The 13,801-nt window shown below is 66.2% G+C and carries 12 protein-coding genes; 3 read left to right on the top strand and 9 right to left on the bottom strand.

Features of this window, described 5'->3' with window-relative positions:
• Positions 1-27 precede the first annotated feature (27 nt).
• On the top strand, positions 28-690 hold the full coding sequence (locus tag ACSYG9_RS16970) for a TetR family transcriptional regulator (protein WP_440123642.1): 663 nt from the start codon (positions 28-30) through the stop codon (positions 688-690).
• Between the two features lie 41 nt (positions 691-731).
• Here ACSYG9_RS16970 and ACSYG9_RS16965 read toward each other — a convergent pair whose 3' ends face one another.
• From ACSYG9_RS16965 to mca, 3 genes are read right to left on the bottom strand one after another with little or no spacing between them, the layout of a single operon-like run.
• On the bottom strand, positions 732-2,723 hold the full coding sequence (locus ACSYG9_RS16965; protein ID WP_454839257.1) for a thioredoxin domain-containing protein: 1,992 nt from the start codon (positions 2,721-2,723) through the stop codon (positions 732-734).
• A gap of 19 nt (positions 2,724-2,742) precedes the next feature.
• Entirely contained in the window at positions 2,743-3,057 is a 315-nt protein-coding gene (locus tag ACSYG9_RS16960) for a hypothetical protein (RefSeq protein ID WP_440123640.1), read from the bottom strand.
• Positions 3,054-3,932 (bottom strand): mycothiol conjugate amidase Mca, encoded by an 879-nt coding sequence (gene mca / locus ACSYG9_RS16955; RefSeq protein ID WP_169687731.1) that lies wholly within the window; start codon positions 3,930-3,932, stop codon positions 3,054-3,056. Before mca ends, ACSYG9_RS16960 begins: the two co-directional genes overlap by 4 nt.
• 160 nt (positions 3,933-4,092) lie before the next feature.
• Between mca and ACSYG9_RS16950 the strand changes: the two genes are divergently transcribed.
• Together ACSYG9_RS16950 and greA are read left to right on the top strand one after the other, a co-directional pair.
• Positions 4,093-4,521: a DUF4307 domain-containing protein gene (locus ACSYG9_RS16950; protein ID WP_440127683.1), complete on the top strand. Its 429-nt coding sequence runs from the start codon at positions 4,093-4,095 to the stop codon at positions 4,519-4,521.
• Between the two features lie 226 nt (positions 4,522-4,747).
• A complete protein-coding gene (gene greA, locus ACSYG9_RS16945) occupies positions 4,748-5,242 on the top strand; it encodes a transcription elongation factor GreA (RefSeq protein ID WP_132471639.1) in 495 nt (164 codons plus the stop codon).
• Positions 5,243-5,308: 66 nt separating this feature from the next.
• On the opposite strand, the gene ACSYG9_RS16940 is transcribed toward greA, so the two are convergent.
• The 6 genes from ACSYG9_RS16940 to ACSYG9_RS16915 form a co-directional block, all read right to left on the bottom strand.
• On the bottom strand, positions 5,309-6,652 hold the full coding sequence (locus ACSYG9_RS16940; RefSeq protein ID WP_440123639.1) for an NlpC/P60 family protein: 1,344 nt from the start codon (positions 6,650-6,652) through the stop codon (positions 5,309-5,311).
• Positions 6,653-6,799: 147 nt separating this feature from the next.
• Positions 6,800-8,725 (bottom strand): SEC-C metal-binding domain-containing protein, encoded by a 1,926-nt coding sequence (locus ACSYG9_RS16935; protein WP_440123638.1) that lies wholly within the window; start codon positions 8,723-8,725, stop codon positions 6,800-6,802.
• A 29-nt stretch (positions 8,726-8,754) separates the two neighbouring features.
• Positions 8,755-9,612, bottom strand: coding sequence for a siderophore-interacting protein (locus ACSYG9_RS16930; protein WP_454839255.1), 858 nt, complete (start codon positions 9,610-9,612; stop codon positions 8,755-8,757).
• Entirely contained in the window at positions 9,602-10,237 is a 636-nt protein-coding gene (locus ACSYG9_RS16925; RefSeq protein WP_440123636.1) for a TetR/AcrR family transcriptional regulator, read from the bottom strand. The genes ACSYG9_RS16930 and ACSYG9_RS16925 overlap by 11 nt, the downstream gene beginning before the upstream one ends.
• A gap of 13 nt (positions 10,238-10,250) precedes the next feature.
• Positions 10,251-11,993, bottom strand: coding sequence for an ABC transporter ATP-binding protein (locus tag ACSYG9_RS16920; protein ID WP_454842978.1), 1,743 nt, complete (start codon positions 11,991-11,993; stop codon positions 10,251-10,253).
• The gene (locus ACSYG9_RS16915; RefSeq protein WP_454839254.1) at positions 11,993-13,720 is read right to left on the bottom strand and encodes an ABC transporter ATP-binding protein; all 1,728 of its coding nucleotides are present in this window, start codon (positions 13,718-13,720) and stop codon (positions 11,993-11,995) included. Before ACSYG9_RS16915 ends, ACSYG9_RS16920 begins: the two co-directional genes overlap by 1 nt.
• Positions 13,721-13,801: the final 81 nt, after the last annotated feature.

The following is a 13,801-nucleotide window of genomic DNA, read 5'->3' as shown; positions in this document are numbered from 1 at the left end:
TCGACACAGGAAGCGACGGAAGCGGACATGGGCAGCTACGGCGATCGAGTTCGGCAGACCCTGCTCGACTCCGCTGAAGAACTCTTCGCCGAACACGGCATCGACGCAGTGTCGAACCGGCGCATCGCGGAACACGCAGGCAACTCCAACCACTCCGCGGTCAACTACCACTTCGGCGGACGCGACGAACTCATCCGCGCCCTGCTGCATCGGTTCTCCGAAGACACCCACGCCCGACGACGGGAGCTGGTCGCGATGCTCGCCCCGGAATCCGGCCTACGGGATCTCTTGAGCTGCCTGATCGTTCCGTTCACCGACCAGCTCGCATCGATGCCTGTCCCGGGTTGGCGTGCAAGATTCCTCCGCCAGATGCGAAGCGTTCCGTCGGTCACCGAAACCGTGGCAGGTGCTATCACGGCCGATCCGGTCGTGGACGATCTCATCCAGCGCGTGCGTGCGCTACTCACCGAGATCCCACCGTCGGTCCTCACCGGCCGATCCTGGATCCTCGGTCGCATCGTCACCGATCTCTGCGCCGACTACGAGGCGCGCCTCGAGTCCGAGAAGGCCCCGCCCAACTGGACAGGCTTCGCCAATTTCCTCATCGACGCGTGCGCGGGGCTACTCGAGGCACCGGTGACCAGTGAAGGCGATTTCCTCGGAGCACGCAGCTCCCTGGTGTGGCCCTAGCCTTTGGTGCGGCCCAGCCTCTGGTGCTGCCGCGTGCCCGGTCACTGGGCCAGCGCTTCGCGTAACGCGGACACCGAACCGACCGGCCGATCACACACGAACCCTCGGCAGACATAGGCGGCGGGCGCTCCGTCGACGAGGGGCCGACCCCGCAGAAGTGGAGACGAGTCCGGCTCGCCGCCGACCACGAGCGATCCGCCCGGTGCCTCACGTCGCGCGGCCCGGAGCAACTCGCCCTCCCCGACGACCGCCACCTGGATCGGACCACGCACCGCCGCCTCGGCGACGGTGAGCCAATGTCCGGCGGAGCGCGGAGCGCGGTCGAGCAGGACCGACGCGGCGCCCAACGATGCGTCGGCCGCCTCCGCGTACCTGTCCCCGTCGTCGACCGCCCCCGCCAACGTGAGCAAGGCCTCGGCGATCAGAGCTGCACCGGACGGCATCGCGCCGTCGACAGGATCGCGCGGCCGCGCCACGAGCTGTTGGGCATCGTGCGCGGTATCGAACCAGCTTCCCGGCCTGTCCGGATCGGCGAAGTGTGTCAGCGCGGTGTCGGCCAACTGCCGGGCAGGGTCGAGCCACCGCACCTCACCGGTGGCCTGATACAGCGCGAGCAGAGCGGTGATCAAGGCGCCGTGGTCTTCGAGCACACCGGCGGGCGCTCCCACCGATCCGCCGAGCGATGCGCGCCGGAGGCGGCCGTCGACCAGGTGCAGGCTCAGTAGTGCACGTGCGCAGGCTGCGGCGGCGTCCACCCAGCCCGGTCTTCCCAACGCAAGGCCGGCCTCGACGAGACCGGTGATCGCCAAGGCGTTCCATGCGGTGACCACCTTGTCGTCGCGACCCGGCTGCGGCCTGGTCGACCGCGCCCTGAACAGCCGCACACGAACCGAATCGGTACGTGCCTGATCGTCCGGATCGGCAGGTAACTGCAGGACGGACGCACCGGCTTCGAACGTCCCGGTGTCGGTGACCGCGAACACTCCCGCTGCCCACGCTCCGTCCTCGTCGCCGAGAACGTCGACAAGTTGCTGCGGCGTCCACACGTAGGTCAGGCCTTCGACGCCGTCCGTATCGGCGTCGAGTGCCGACGCGAAACACCCCTCTCCGGTACGGAGATCGCGGAGCAGGAAGCCGGCGATTCCCTCCGTGACACGGCGCGGCAGGGTCGAATCGGTGATCCGAGCCAGGTGCGCATACACGCGCAGAAGCAACGCGTTGTCGTAGAGCATCTTCTCGAAATGCGGCACGACCCAACCGGAATCGACGCTGTAGCGGGCGAATCCGCCGCCGAGCTGGTCGTGGATGCCTCCGCGCGCCATGGCCTCGGCGGTGCGTTCGACGAGCCCCAGCGTCTCCGCATCCCCCGTGCGTTCGTATCCGCGGAGCAAGCCCTCCAGCAGGTTCGACGGCGGGAACTTCGGTGCGCCACCGAAGCCACCGTGGATCTTGTCCTCGTCCCCCGCGACCGACGCCGCAGCCGCGTCGAGAAGCTCCGGGCCGATCATCCTGGTGCCCGGTGGCAGTCCGCCACTGCTGCGCTGAAGTTCGGCAACGATCGCCGCGGCAGCCTTCGCGACGTCGTCGCGGCGGTTGCGCCACGTATCCGCGATCGCACCGAGCAACTGAGTGAACGACGGCATCCCACCGCGCGGCGCCTTCGGGTAATAGGTGCCGCAGTAGAACGGCTCCCCGCCCGGTGTGAGGAAGCAGGTCATGGGCCACCCGCCCTGCCCTGTCATCGCAACTGTTGCGTTCATGTACACCGCGTCGATGTCGGGACGTTCCTCCCGGTCGACCTTGATGCACACGAAATGCTCGTTCATCAGCGCAGCGGTGTGGTCGTCCTCGAACGACTCGTGCGCCATGACGTGACACCAGTGACACGCGGCGTAGCCGACGGACAGAAGGATCGGCACATCCCGGTCGCGAGCCTCGGCGAGCGCGTCGCCGCCCCATTCCTGCCAGTGCACGGGATTGCCCGCGTGCTGACGGAGGTACGGGCTGAGGGACTCGGCAAGCCTGTTCGCCATCCCCTCACGCTACGTGCGATCAGCTCGTCTCGGGGGTGCTGTGTCCCGTCTTGTTCGCCTTGTCCGTCTCTGCAGAAGCCTCGTCCGTCTTCGTGATGTTCACAGCGGCGGCGCCGCGGTCGGTGCCTTCGTCTGCGGCCTGGTCTGCCTCGGGACTGTCCGTATCGAAACTTTCGGGAAGGTTGCTCAGCCGCTTGTTCATATTCCAGATGAGCAGGGCGATGGCCACGAGCAGTACCAGCACAAGTGCCAACCCGACCGGCGACGCCTTACCGAACTCGGGGCCGGTGGGTTCCTGTGCAAGAACCTCGATTGCCAGCGTGCCTAACGTCATCTCACCTGTCCGTCCTCGATACCCGCGAAAAGATCCGACTCGGGGATCGTCGTGGTGACGCGGGTCTTTGCCAACTCGAACTCTTCGGTCGGCCACACCTTCTGCTGGATGTCCAGCGGCACCGCGAAGAACGACCCGTTCGGATCGATCTGGGTGGCGTGTGCCCGAAGCGCGTCGTCGCGGTTCGGGAAGTAGTCACCACAGGTTATCTGGGTGGTCACCCGTGCCATGAGATCGCCCTGCTCAGTGCGCCACCGGCTGAGCCACTCCTCCATCGGGAACGGTTCGCCTCGGCGTTCGTACTCGTCGCGGAACAGTTCGATGCGCTTGCGGATGAAGCCGTGCGAGTAGTAGACCTTCTTCACTTCCCACGGCTCGCCGAGCTCGGGATGGTAGTTCGGATCTGCTGCCGCCTCGTACGCCGCCATCGACACCTCATGGCAACGGATGTGATCGGGGTGCGGGTAGCCGCCGTTCTCGTCGTACGTGGTCATGACGTGCGGGCGGAACTCTCGGATGACCTCGACGAGTTTGCGTGTGGGCTCGTCGAGTGGCACCACCGCGAAGCACCCGTCGGGCAGCGGCGGCTTGGGATCGCCCTCCGGAAGACCGGAGTCGATGAAACCGAGCCAGCGATGCTGCACGCCGAGATGACGCGCTGCCGTCGCCATCTCCTCGCGCCGAACCTCGGGCATACGATCCCGGATACCGGGCACGTCCATCGCAGGATTGAGGATGTCTCCTCGTTCGCCACCCGTGAGGGTCACGACGAGCACGTCGTTCCCCTCTGCCGCGTAGCGGGCCGTAGTGGCGGCACCCTTGCTCGACTCGTCATCGGGATGGGCATGCACGGCCATGAGCCGTAGTCCGCTCACGTGTTTCCTCCACCTCACCGTCGTGTACATCTCGGGACAGGGCGGCGACCGCCGGTGCGGGCCGTCCGGATCCCTCCCCTATAGTTCCACCTGAGCGCTCCTCCGTCAGCCGTGGCCCCACGGGAGCACCCGAACTTCGGCCCGGGCCTGAAAGAAAATGATGACCGATACTGCAGAACAACCCCGACGCAGCGCGAGATACCCGTCGAAGGCACGGACGACGCGCGGCAAGAAGTGGGGCTTCACCGCCCTCGGCGTCCTCGCTGGAATCGGGCTCGGATTCGTGATGTACCAGCAGTTCGGACCCGCCGAGATCGAATACGAAGTGGTGGCGTTCAACGTCGTCGACGACGACACCCTCGATATCAAGCTGTCGGTCACGCGGCAGGACCCGTCGCAGGAGGCGGTGTGCATCGTCCGTGCGCGGTCGCGGGACGGCAGCGAAACCGGGCGGCGTGAAGTCCTCATCCCGGCGTCGGACTCATCGACGGTGGTTCTGGATTCGACGGTCAAGACGTCACAGCGCCCCGGTATGGGCGACGGCTACGGCTGCAGTTTCAACGTTCCGGAATACCTGCGCGCACCCTGATCTGATGCCGTTACGCTGCGCTTTCCGCGCGTAATCCAGATCTGGTGCTAGAATATGCCAATACACGGTTCCACCCATTGGGGCCGTGTATTGCTGCATTAGAGACAGTACGACCCCGTTCGCCACATTCCAGGGGGGAACGACGCGGGTCGTGCTGTTGCGGTCGTTGCGTATGCACGACTTGTCCACGGAGCCGGGGGCTCCAACCCGAAGGAAGTGATCGATGATGACCGAGACCCAGGTGACCTGGCTGACACAGGAGTCCCACGACCGCCTCAAGGCGGAACTGGACCAGCTCATCGCCAATCGTCCCGTCATCGCGGCCGAGATCAACGAGCGGCGTGAAGAAGGTGACCTCAAGGAAAACGGTGGTTACCACGCCGCCCGCGAAGAACAGGGTCAGCAGGAAGCACGCATCCGTCAGCTGCAGGAGCTGCTGAGCGCCGCGAAGGTCGGCGTCGCACCTACGCAGTCCGGTGTCGCGCTGCCCGGCTCGGTCGTCACGGTGTACTACGACGGCGACGAATCCGACAAGGAAACGTTCCTCATCGCGACCCGCGAAGAAGGCGCGCGCAACAGCGAGCTCGAGACCTACTCGCCCAGCTCCCCGCTCGGCAAGGCCCTCATCGAGGCGAAGGTCGGCGAGACACGCGAGTACGCGCTGCCCAACGGCAAAACGATGAAGGTGACGCTGGTTTCCGCAGAGCCGTACCACGGCTGATTCCGACGTACACGCAGCGATGCCCGGCCGGTGTTTCCGGCCGGGCATCGCTGCGTTCTCACCGCGTCAGATGATCCGACGCGCCTTCATGTCGGGGAACACCGTGCCGACGCGCACCACGTCACCGGTGGTCGGGGCGTGCACCATCTGGCCGCCGCCGATGTAGATCGCGACGTGGCCCGGGCCGCCGGCCTGCCAGTTGCCGAACAGGAGGTCGCCCGGGCGGGCGAGCTCGAGCGGAATCTCGGTGCCCACGTGCCACTGGGTTTCCGAGGTGCGGGGCAGGGTGATGCCGGTCGCGGCGTGCACCGCGTACGACGTCAGGCCCGAACAGTCGAAGCCGCCTCCGGAGGGGCCGTTGATGTTGCCTCCACCCCAGACGTACGGCAGGCCCAAGAACTTGAAGGCGAGATCGACGACACGGTTGCCGACGTCGCTCGTACCTCCCAGACCGAGGCCGAAGAACGGCGACAGCAGTCGGGAGAACGCCGCCTCGGTGGCCCGGATCTTCGCGACGTACGGCTTGGTCTGGTTCTCGTAGTCGGGCGACCCGGATGGCATGCCGCCCGACCGACGGACGGCACCCGCACCCGCGTTGTAGGCCGCGAGCGTGAGATCCAACGTGTTGCCCTCGACGAGCCCGCGCTTCTTCCAGTCGTCGATCTGCTTGTAGTTGTCGCACAGCAGGTTGCCGGAGGCCATGACGGGGTCGGCGATACCGAGGATGTCGATCTTGCCGTCCCCGTCGGCGTCCTTGCCGTACTCGCGCCATGTACCGGGCATGAACTGTCCCGGCCCCTTCGCACCCACGGGCGACACGGGCGCGGTGGCTCCGAACCGGAAGCCGTTCTCTGCCGAGTACAGAGCTGCGAGGACCGGTGCGGTGATGCCGTCGCAGATTTCCCCGGCTTTGCGCAACCACGGGGCGAACACCGCGATCGCACCGATGGGCGCAAGACCTGTACCGGGCAGGATCGCCGGGATCGAAGGGAGGGTGACGCCACCGATCGTGGCGGTCGGTTGCGGGCCGGGTACCGGCGCCTGGGGCACCGGCGCGATTCCGAACGCGCTCGGTCGCGGGGCCGGGGCCGCCGGTGCGATCGGAGATTCCGGTGCGGGCTCCTGCGGTCGGAGCGCCTCGATCGCCTCCTCCGGCAAGTGCGGCTCGATGGCCGCCGCGACCGAGTCGGTGGTGTCGGCGACCACCTGCTGGGCCTGTCCCTGTACCTGCTCGGGTAGCGACGCGACGAAGTCCTCGACCTGCTTGTCGGTGTCCGGTGCCCCCGCCTCGAACGACTCGATCGCTTGTGTCACTTGATCTTTTATTTCTGCTGGTACGTCCGCTCCCTGCACGAGCGCACTCGCTGCCGTGGCCACTGCCACGATGACCGCAGACGGGTCTACCGACATCCGCAACCCCCATCCATCCTGAACGACCCCAACCGTACTTGTGATGCCGGTCACGAGCACGGCTTCCGCTACTTGATATCACATATATTTAGGAACACGTTCTAGTTGAGTGGCGGGTGGGATTAGTGTGACTGGAGGTACTCGCCGTTATCCGTCTGTTGCCTGCGTGGAGAGGGAGGGATCGGTCAGTAACTCCACGATGACGACGCCTGCGTACTCGTCGGCCCGCTCGCCGTCGTCATCGACCAGCCCGAGAATCGCGTCGCCCTGCTCCTGAGTCACCGGTGTGGCAGCCCCCAGAATCCTCCAGGTGCCGGCGACCGGTACGACTCGCGCGCACAACAGCCCGCCGACGGGAACGTCCTCGCCCACCTCCGGCGCGGTCAGGTCGCGCCGCTCACCCGAACGCAGATCGCGCAGCGTCAGCCCCTCCCCCGGCCGGACAGCCTCGACCTCGTGCACCGACCGCTCCACCGGCAGCCACTGCGCGAGAAGTTCGCGTTCGTCGTCGGGCAGCAGATGCCCACGCACCTGAGCGAACTCGACCAACCCTCCGCCTTCACCGAGCATGACGTCGTCGAGCAACGGATCGGACAGAGCCTCGAACAGGTCGTCGTCGTTGTCGCTGTAGCCGCTGCGTGCCTCCGCAAGGGCGAAGCGATGGTCCCGCCACGAGACCTGCGTCGTCTGCATGCAGGCTTTGAAGTACAGCCAGGGCGCGCGGGCCTCCAGCGGATACTCGGCCTTGCCGAGATGGCACGCCTTGTACTTGCGCCCCGAACCACACCAGCACCGATCGTTGCGACCCAGATCGGGGCGCTCGACAGGCTGGAAAGCCTCCAACACCGCATACAGCGGATGATCCGGACCGTCGAGAGACCGGCCCAGCAACGACAGCGCCCGGACCGCGTCCCCGCTGTCGGAGACGTACCGGGCGAGGTCCTCTAGCGCCGGATCGAACTCCGAATCCAGGTCCGTCGAACGCTCGAAGTGGCGAGCCGCCTCGTCGACGCGCGCATCGGTTTCTGCGGCCTTGCCCGCCATCCAGAACGCCGCCGCGTCGACCTTCCGCGGTCCGTGGTCTTTCATCCACAACGCCGCCCGTTCGATCGCCTTCGGATCGATCGCCTGCTCGAGGAGTTCGTCGAGAACCGTCGACGCGACATCGGGGTCGGCCAACACTGCGAACAACCCGGATTTGCCCTCCGAGAACCGCGATTCGAGATCGTGGTCGTCCCCGGAATCGATCGCATCGACCAGCGACGCGAACAACACGACCCCCGGCACCGCCTCGACCGGTACTCCGACCTGCTCGGCGTAGGAATCGACTGCACTCTGCGCAAGATACCCTGCGAAATCGAACCCGGGCGGCGCCACGAGGCCGCCCGACACCTCGAGCCCCGCCGCCTCGATCTGTTCCGACAACGGAAGGGTCGGAACGGTGAACGACGTGGGTGCCTCCACCATCACGGCGTACACCGACGATTCGAGATACGCCGGGTCGCCGGACGCGAGCGCCTCCCCCAGCACCGCGGTCAATTCGGGAACGACATCGACCTCGGCGGTCGCCGGCGCGACCATCAATCCCGTTTCCGTCACGGTCGCGGCCACGAGGTCCCCGGCGGACAACTCGGCGAATGCACCCCGGGGGAACACGAGCACCTCACTGCCGAATGGTGCGAGATCGGTGATGCCGCGATCGTCGAGCCGGTCGGGTTCGTGATCGATCTCGACGAGGTCGTATCCCTCGTCGCCGGTCACGAACACGAGCAGAGGGTAGATCTCGTCGATGGGAAGCACCGCCGACGCCACCTCGGCTTCGGTGAGCCGATGCGTCAGGACACGTCCGCCGAGAAGCGCGTCGAATGCCGCGTATCGGCCGTCGCTCAGGTAGGCCAGCATCGGATGCTCGGGGAGTTCATCGACGGGCAAGTCCAGGTCGTCGGCATCGTGGCCCGACGCGAGTCGCTCCCCTATCTCGTCGAGTGTGAGCGGGCCGTGCTCCCGAAGCAGAGTCAGCACGGCGGCGATCAGTGCGTCATCGGCGGCGAGGTCGTAGTCGAAGTCGGTCACGGGTGCGATCGTACGGTCCGGACGCCCGGTCAGTCGTCCTCCTCGATCACCTCATGATGATCGTGGTCCGCCTTGCCCAGACGCCAGTACCCGTCGACCTTCGCCCGGCCCCGTGCCAGCCCCAGTTCGCGGGTGAGATACGAACGGATCGGCTTGATCGATCCCGCCTCACCCGCCACCCACGCGAACATTTCGCCGTCCGGGAACTCGCACGCGCGGACCGCGTCCGCGAGCAGTGTCGTCGTACCCGGTTCCGCCGAGTGCCGATGCAGGTAGGTGAGCTCGACACCGTCTCGTCCCGATGCAATCAGTTCGGAGTGCTCGTCGGCGACTTCGGCGAAGGCCACCACTCTCGTGTCCGAGGGCAGTTCTTCGATCCACCTGCAGAGCGCAGGAAGCGCGGTCTCGTCGGCCACGAGCAGATACCAGTCGTACCCCGTCGGATAGACGTGCGAACCACGCGGTCCGAGCACACCGACCTCGTCACCCGGCGTAGCCTTCGACGCCCACGTGCCCGCAATGCCGTGGGAGTGGAGTACGAAGTCCATTGTCAATTCCAGCGATTCACGATCGAATGCACGGACGGTGTAGTCACGGGCCTCGGGCCGAGGTCCCTGAGCCGGGATGCGCATCCCGTCCGGGCCGATCTCGGGCATCGCAATTCGTCCGGTCGTGGCATCCGGAAAGAACAGCTTCACGTGGTCATCGGGAGCCATCGTCACGTACGGAAACCCCTGCAGCGCAGCACCCCCGACTACGACGCGACGCATCGTCCGCGAGAGATTCTCCACACGGACAACCTTCAGTACCCGCGGAGTCAGATCATGCATGATCAGTTCGATCTCACGACGTTCTTCGGTCACGGCCGGTCCAGAATCAGCACTCATCTATTGCCCTTTCGTAATGGACTGCGAATCCGTCCAGCAGGATCCGCAGCTGCCTGTCGAAATGATGTCGGGGTCGCGACAACCTGTCCTGTTCGACGGCGCGCATCTCGGGGCCGAGAACTCCCAGGCGCGCATCCAGGGCCTGCACCGCGCCCGGCCGCTGCTGGAATGCAAGCAGCAGGCCGTAATCCGCGGCGGCTGCGGCGATGGCTGCGACGACTCCGCGGGCGTCTGCGAGGTCGAAGCCGGCGTCGGCGACACGGAGCGCCACCCACTCGTTGCGGCGTACCGATGCAATGACAGGTCGCCCTGTTCTGGGCCAGGCTGCGAACAGTTCGGGATGTCCCTCGTACAGCCGCCAGCGAACGTCGCACTCCTGCTCGAGGAGACCGCGCCAGCCTCGGGCAGGATCCGGTCGTGGCGTCTCGGCGATGAGCAGTTCGAGAGCCCCGATGACGATGTCGTCCTTGCTCTCGACATGCCGGTAGAGCGCCGCTGCAGAGCACCCCAGCTGCTCGGCGATCCCGGTGATGGTGATCTCTCTCGAGGTCGCCAGCGCAGCACGCAGGATCACCTCTCGCGACAATCGGGCCTTCGGCCCAGGTTTGCGGTATGGAAACATCATCGCGTCGACACCGTCATTCCGGGGACCCCGCGGTGACGATCGGCCGGTGCCTACGCGCAAGAGTCGCCTCGAAATCAGCGTAGCGTCCGCCGGCCGCCATCAGCTCGTCGTGACTCCCGGTCTCTGTCACCTCACCGTGCTCGAGGAAGACGATGCGGTCGGCATTCACGACGGTATGCAGACGATGGGCGATGACGAGAACCGTGCGGTCGCGGCATAATTCGCCGAGAGCAGCAAGAATCGCCGTCTCGTTCTCGCGATCGAGCGCGGACGTCGGCTCGTCCAGGACGACGATGGGGGCATCGCGCAGGAACGCGCGCGCGATCGAGACACGTTGTCGCTCACCACCGGACAGGGACGATCCGTGATCACCGACCCGGGTGTTCCACCCGTCGGGCAGCCGTTCGACGATATCGTCGACCCGCGCCAACCGGGCCGCACGCTCGAAATCGGCATCCGATGCACCGGGATCGGCAATGCCGATATTCTCCCGAATGGCGCCGTCGAACAGGTATACATCCTGGAATACGAGCGACACGCGCGCCATCAGGTCTGCCGTCGCCATGTCACGGACGTCGACTCCCCCGATGCGCACAGAGCCCGCTTCGACGTCCCAGTATCGCGCGACCAATCGTGCCAGCGTGGTTTTCCCCGATCCCGAGGGCCCCACCACGGCGCACGTGGTGCCGGCAGGAACGTCGAACCCGACCCCGCGCAGTACCGCACGTCCCGACATGTACGAGAAGGAAACGTCATCGAATGCGAGGGAGTTGTCGTGCCCGGACGGGACGGGCACGGCGGGTTCGGGCAGCGCCGGCACCCGGAGCAGGTCGCCCGCCTCAGCGAGGATCCCCTCTGCTTCACGGATGACACTTCCGGTCCGTCCGAGCGCCGCGACAGCATCGACCAGCAGCGCCGCGAACAGAACTGCGCACACGGCAGAGGCCACGGCGAGACTCCCGCCGTCGGCCCGCTGGAGAGCCACCACCAGAACACCGGAGAAGAACACACCGGTGCCGATCGCGAACAGCACGGCACCGACGATCGCACCGCGAAAATACTTCGCCGCACCGCGACGCATCTCGTCGATCGCAGACAACAGCTCCGTGTCGGCGTCGCCCACTCGCCCGTATCCGCGTAGTACAGGCTGGTTCTGCGCGAACTCGACGATCTTGCCGTTGATGTCCTCGGCCGCGCGCTCCTGCGCGGCTGTGGCACCGCGCAGCAACCGGATGGCGACCCTGTACAGAACCACGAGCAGCACGAGTCCGGCCGCACCGACGGCCGCAGTAGGCCAGTCGATCCACACGAGCACGAACCACAGCGATGCGCCGAGAACCAATGCGCGCAGGTTGATTGCCATGATACCGTTGACCGTCAGTGTCAGTGCCTCACCCGCATCGGTGACGATGCGCGTCAGGCGGTCCTGGTTCGCGGCACCGAACCACCCCAGCGGCAATGTGGTGGCGTGGTCGGCGATACGCCTCTGCAGCGCGGCCACGGACTCCGAGGTGTCGCGACGCCGCCGGGTGGTCACCACGTCTTGTGCCACCATTGCCGTAGCGACGATCACCACCAGCAGCGCGGTCCACAACCACACGCGGGGAAAGTTGTCGGCGAACAGGTCGGTGAGCAACGGCACCAGCATCGCGAGCCCGACTGCCTCCAGTACCGCGATAGCGCCGGTCGCCACGAACGTGCGGCGCAATCGCACGACTGCTGCGGGGCCGATGGCCCGACCGAGAGCGGTGAGCATCACCCTGCAGCCCCCGTCGTCGCGAAGCCCGATCGCCACATGTTTGCGTATCGTCCGCCTCGGTTCATCAGCTCGGTGTGAGTGCCGCGCTCGGCGATGCGGCCGGACTCCATCACCACGATCACGTCGGAATTCACGACGGTCTCCAATCGATGGGCCACCATCAGCACGGTCTTGTCTCGGCTCAGTGCTGCGATCGCGTCCTGGACGAGGGATTCGGATTCGGGATCCGCCGCCGACGTCGCCTCGTCAAGAACGAGAACCGGCGGATCGGCGAGGATCGCCCGCGCGATCGAGATGCGCTGGGCCTCGCCCCCGGAGAACGAGACGTGCTCTCCTATGACTGCGTCGTATCCGAGCGGCTCTTCCAGGATCCGGTCGTGGATACGCGCCGCGCGCGCCGCAGCTCGGACCCGCTCGTCGCTCGCCGTGGGATCCGCGAGGCGGATGTTGTCGGCCACGGTTCGTCGCAGCATCCGCACATCCTGGAAGACGAATCCGATCAGCCGGTAGAGCTCGGCAGGATCCAACCGGCGTATGTCGACCCCGTCGACCGTGATCGCGCCTCCGGTGACGTCCCAGAATCGTGGCAGCAGGCGGGTCAACGTCGATTTCCCCGACCCGGACGCGCCTACCACGGCGGTCACCGTACCGGGGGTCAGCTCGAGATCGAAATCTTCGATAACCGTTCTGCCTCTGTCATATTCGAATGTGACGTCGGCGAAACGGATGGTGATGTTGCGGCGTGCGGCAAGAGTCCGGTCTCCCGTCGGGAGTTCCGGGGTCGCGAACGCGCGGTCCAGCGACTCGGCAAGGGCACGGCTGCGACTCACCAGCGTCCGCAACGTCGGCACAAGCCACACAGCGCGCGACACGATCCAGCACATCAGCAGGAAGGGGATGAGATCCGCCGGCACCAGCAGGTCGGTCGCGACGAAGACCACGCCCCACACGGTCGTCCACACCAGGATGAACGACCATGACGAGAGAGTCAGCGGAAGGCGCCCCCGCCTGTCCCGGGCGCGTTCGGTCGCGAGGTAGGAGCGGGTGCGCTGGTCGATGGCATCGACGAATCTGTCGTCGGCGATGCGAGTGCCCGAGAACACCTTCCAGACGGCCATACCCTGGCCGAGTTCGGTCGCGCGCTCGCTCAACCCCCGAGCGGCGCGACGGTACTCCCGTTCGAGGTCGGGAGCTATCGGCGGGCGGCGGACCAGGAGTACAGAAGCGATGACCACCGGCAGGGCGATCACGATCGCGAAAAGCGGGTCGATCCAGGCGAGGTAGGCGATCGCGAGGACCGAGACAGCGGCAAACCGGGGTGCGAGCGGAATCGCTTCACCGATCAGCCCGGTCAGAGCGGCCACGTCGCTGCTCACTAGCTTGCGTAGTCCACCCCCGGTGACGCCACCGAACCAACCGAGCGGCACCCGCGCGAGATGACCGACCAGGTTCCGCCGTGTCCGGTACTGGGTGTCGCGGCTCGCCCCGAAGCTGAGCGAGAACGAGCAACTGTGAACGAGCGGCGTCACCACCAGGGCTACCACCGCGGCCCACACCCAACCCCAGGGGACAACTCCGCCGCCGAGCAATTCCCGCGTCACCTCGGTTATCGCAATGAACGGAAGCACCGTTCCGATCGCACAGAACACCTGCAGCGCACCGGAAATCAGGAGGCGAACGCGTACCGGATACAGCAGGCTCCGAATGCCTGATCCCGTAGCCATAGGTTGCATGCACCTTTCCCGAACGACATTGATTAGGTTAACCTTAGCCAATTGCGAAACGTTTTCGCAATTACGCGCGTC

The organism is Rhodococcus sp. SJ-2 (assembly GCF_053750035.1).
Note: the sequence above shows the minus strand (reverse complement) of the source record. Positions and strands in the feature narration are given on the sequence as shown.

What these genes read in the sequence shown, in the direction of transcription:
- ACSYG9_RS16960 (WP_440123640.1), bottom strand. Translation starts at nt 3,057, where the DNA reads ATGACGTTAGGCACGCTGGCAATCGAGGTTCTTGCACAGGAACCCACC.
- ACSYG9_RS16965 (WP_454839257.1), bottom strand. Translation starts at nt 2,723, where the DNA reads ATGGCGAACAGGCTTGCCGAGTCCCTCAGCCCGTACCTCCGTCAGCAC.
- ACSYG9_RS16950 (WP_440127683.1), top strand. Translation starts at nt 4,093, where the DNA reads ATGACCGATACTGCAGAACAACCCCGACGCAGCGCGAGATACCCGTCG.
- ACSYG9_RS16915 (WP_454839254.1), bottom strand. Translation starts at nt 13,720, where the DNA reads ATGGCTACGGGATCAGGCATTCGGAGCCTGCTGTATCCGGTACGCGTT.
- ACSYG9_RS16970 (WP_440123642.1), top strand. Translation starts at nt 28, where the DNA reads ATGGGCAGCTACGGCGATCGAGTTCGGCAGACCCTGCTCGACTCCGCT.
- ACSYG9_RS16930 (WP_454839255.1), bottom strand. Translation starts at nt 9,612, where the DNA reads ATGAGTGCTGATTCTGGACCGGCCGTGACCGAAGAACGTCGTGAGATC.
- ACSYG9_RS16920 (WP_454842978.1), bottom strand. Translation starts at nt 11,993, where the DNA reads ATGCTCACCGCTCTCGGTCGGGCCATCGGCCCCGCAGCAGTCGTGCGA.
- ACSYG9_RS16925 (WP_440123636.1), bottom strand. Translation starts at nt 10,237, where the DNA reads ATGATGTTTCCATACCGCAAACCTGGGCCGAAGGCCCGATTGTCGCGA.
- ACSYG9_RS16940 (WP_440123639.1), bottom strand. Translation starts at nt 6,652, where the DNA reads ATGTCGGTAGACCCGTCTGCGGTCATCGTGGCAGTGGCCACGGCAGCG.
- greA (WP_132471639.1), top strand. Translation starts at nt 4,748, where the DNA reads ATGACCGAGACCCAGGTGACCTGGCTGACACAGGAGTCCCACGACCGC.